This is a genomic window from Streptomyces sp. NPDC058525 (assembly GCF_042719495.1).
Taxonomy (GTDB): domain Bacteria; phylum Actinomycetota; class Actinomycetes; order Streptomycetales; family Streptomycetaceae; genus Streptomyces.
The window spans coordinates 1-2,282 of sequence record NZ_JBHXNP010000215.1; the positions used below are offsets into that span (position 1 = coordinate 1).

2 protein-coding genes and 2 pseudogenes are annotated in these 2,282 nt (G+C 69.3%); 3 read left to right on the forward strand and 1 reads right to left on the reverse strand.

Annotated elements, in window-relative coordinates:
• Positions 1 to 173: pseudogene (locus tag ACFWP3_RS41875) on the forward strand (IS110 family transposase); the annotation flags it as partial.
• Here the strand turns inward: ACFWP3_RS41875 and ACFWP3_RS41880 are convergent.
• The gene (locus ACFWP3_RS41880; protein ID WP_384232204.1) at positions 101 to 568 is read right to left on the reverse strand and encodes an AraC family transcriptional regulator ligand-binding domain-containing protein; all 468 of its coding nucleotides are present in this window, start codon (positions 566 to 568) and stop codon (positions 101 to 103) included. The pseudogene ACFWP3_RS41875 and the gene ACFWP3_RS41880 sit on opposite strands and share 73 nt — an antisense overlap.
• 132 nt (positions 569 to 700) lie before the next feature.
• Here ACFWP3_RS41880 and ACFWP3_RS41885 point away from each other — a divergent pair.
• Positions 701 to 1,276: pseudogene (locus tag ACFWP3_RS41885) on the forward strand (MFS transporter); the annotation flags it as partial.
• Positions 1,277 to 1,669: 393 nt separating this feature from the next.
• Entirely contained in the window at positions 1,670 to 2,191 is a 522-nt protein-coding gene (locus tag ACFWP3_RS41890; RefSeq protein ID WP_384232206.1) for a DUF4396 domain-containing protein, read from the forward strand.
• The last annotated feature ends 91 nt before the right edge of the window (positions 2,192 to 2,282 follow it).

Genomic DNA, 2,282 nt, shown 5'->3' on the forward strand with positions numbered 1-2,282 from the left:
TGATCAATCGTCTCCGCGACGTGTTGACCGGCGTCTTCCCCGCCTTGGAGCGGGCTTTCGACTACTCGGCCCACAAGGGCGCGCTGGTGCTGCTGACCGGCTACCAGACCCCGACCGCGATCCGCCGCCGCGGCCGGGCCCGGCTGACGGCCTGGCTCGCGAACCGCAGTGTCGGGCTGTGGACGAACATGTACCTCGAGGCGGAGGCCAGTGCCTCGGCGACCGTCGAGGAGGGCTCGATCACCACTGCCAAGGGACCCAGAACGCTCAGGTCCTGGGCCTCCGCAAGGCGCAGGCCGAGATCCGGACAGCCCACCTCGGCTGCGGCCGTGTCGAGCACGAGGTCGTTGGCGGTGATGGGGATGAGAGCTTCGTCGGAGTCCAGCGTGTGCCGTGCGAGGCCGAACCGCGCGAGCATCCCGTCCGCGTCGCCACCCAGCCGCTCCACGAGCGGGACGAAGCCGCGCAGGCCGGCGGCGCGGATCATCGGGACCATGGGCGGAAGAGTACGGCCACGCGGGTCCTTCGTCCCGTGGCACACCCTCCGCGACCGAGGTCCGGGGGCCATCGACGGTCGGCGGGAGTCACGGTCCGGTCGGGAGTGCGGGTCGTGACGGGTCAGCGCGCCGGGCGGTAGGTCGATATGATCACTCCACTGCTGGTGGCCGTTGAAACTGGCGGGCCGGGCGCTGACCAGCTCCAGGTTCTGGGCTCTGGCGCCTTCGCCTCGGGCGCAGTCCTGTTGCCGATGACCGTCCTGCTGATGGTCTTCATGACCACCGTCAGCGCCCGCCTGCTCGGCCGCTTCGGCCCCAAGTCGCTCATCACTGGCGGCCTGCTGGTTCTGGCTGCGGGCCTGGTGTGGCTTTCGGCCGCCCGCCCCACCGGCAGCTTCCTCGTCGACGTCCTGCCCGCTTCGCTGGTGGCGGCCCTGGGCATGGCGCTCGCCTACATCCCGACCCTGATAGCGGCCATGTCCGCAGCCCCGCAGGAGCAGGCCGGCCTCGCCTCGGGCATCGTCAACACCACCTACCAGGTCGGTTCCGCCCTCGGCCTCGCCGCCCTGACCGCGCTCGCCACCTCCCAGGGCGCGGGAGCACTCGGTGACCTGACCGCCCTCACCCACGGGTTCAGCGCAGCCTTCCTCGCAGCCGCCGGCATCGCCGCCGCGGGCGCCCTGGCCACCGTCGCTCTCATGCGTGGCAAGCCGCAGAGCCCGCCAGTCGAAACCGCCACCACCGAGGGGACCGCACAGCCTCAGCGCGCTGGCAACTGACCAGAAGGAAAGCGGGAGGGTCCGCCGATACCCGTCGGCCGGCCTTCCCCGAGGCGGTACGCAGCGGCACGGGGGCAGGAGTGGAGGCCCTGTGTCGCTTGTGGGCCCGCAGCCGACAACCCTCCTCTTGGGCATGGACAGCTCTTCGCCACCCCGTAGGCACTGCGGCACAACTCCCGGCGTCTGTCCTCCGGTGACATCCGCGCGTCCGTGCGCCGTAGGTCTCTCATGCCCCAGGGACTTCCCCCGTTGACGCGACCGGAGGGTGCGGCGTATCGGAGGCCCAGATGCAGTGATCCGAATTACCTCTTGCTTATACCCCTAGGGGGTATATAGTTGTGGTGTGAGCCCGTGGGAGCGGGGTCGCACCGGACGGGATTGGGGATGACGGTCATGGATCACAGCGCACACCACACCAGCACCGCGGACGACCACACCGTGCACCAGGCGCACGCGGGTCACGCCGGGCATCAGATGGGACCTGTGACCTGGGGGGCCGCCGCGAAGGCGACGCTGCACTGCCTGACCGGCTGTGCGATCGGCGAGATCCTCGGCATGGTCATCGGTACCGCCCTGATGTGGGGCAACGTCCAGACGATGGTCCTGGCGATCACCCTGGCGTTCGTCTTCGGCTACTCGTTCACGCTGTTCGCGGTCCGTCGGGCCGGCCTGGACTGGAGGCGTGCGATCAAGGTGGCGCTGGCTGCGGACACCGTCTCGATCGCGGTGATGGAGCTCGTCGACAACGGCATCATCGCCCTGACTCCCGGCGCGATGGACGCCCACCTGTCGGACGCGCTGTTCTGGACGGCGCTGCTGGGCGGCTTCGCCGTGGCCTTCATGATCACGACGCCCGTCAACAAGTGGATGATCGGCCGCGGCAAGGGCCACGCCGTCGTCCACGCCTACCACTGACCTGTCTGTAAGCACTTCTTTGGGCTCCAGGGTGGGAACGTGAAGTGGCTCCACGGGGTGTAAGAAGTTGATTTGGCTCCACCCGCTCCTG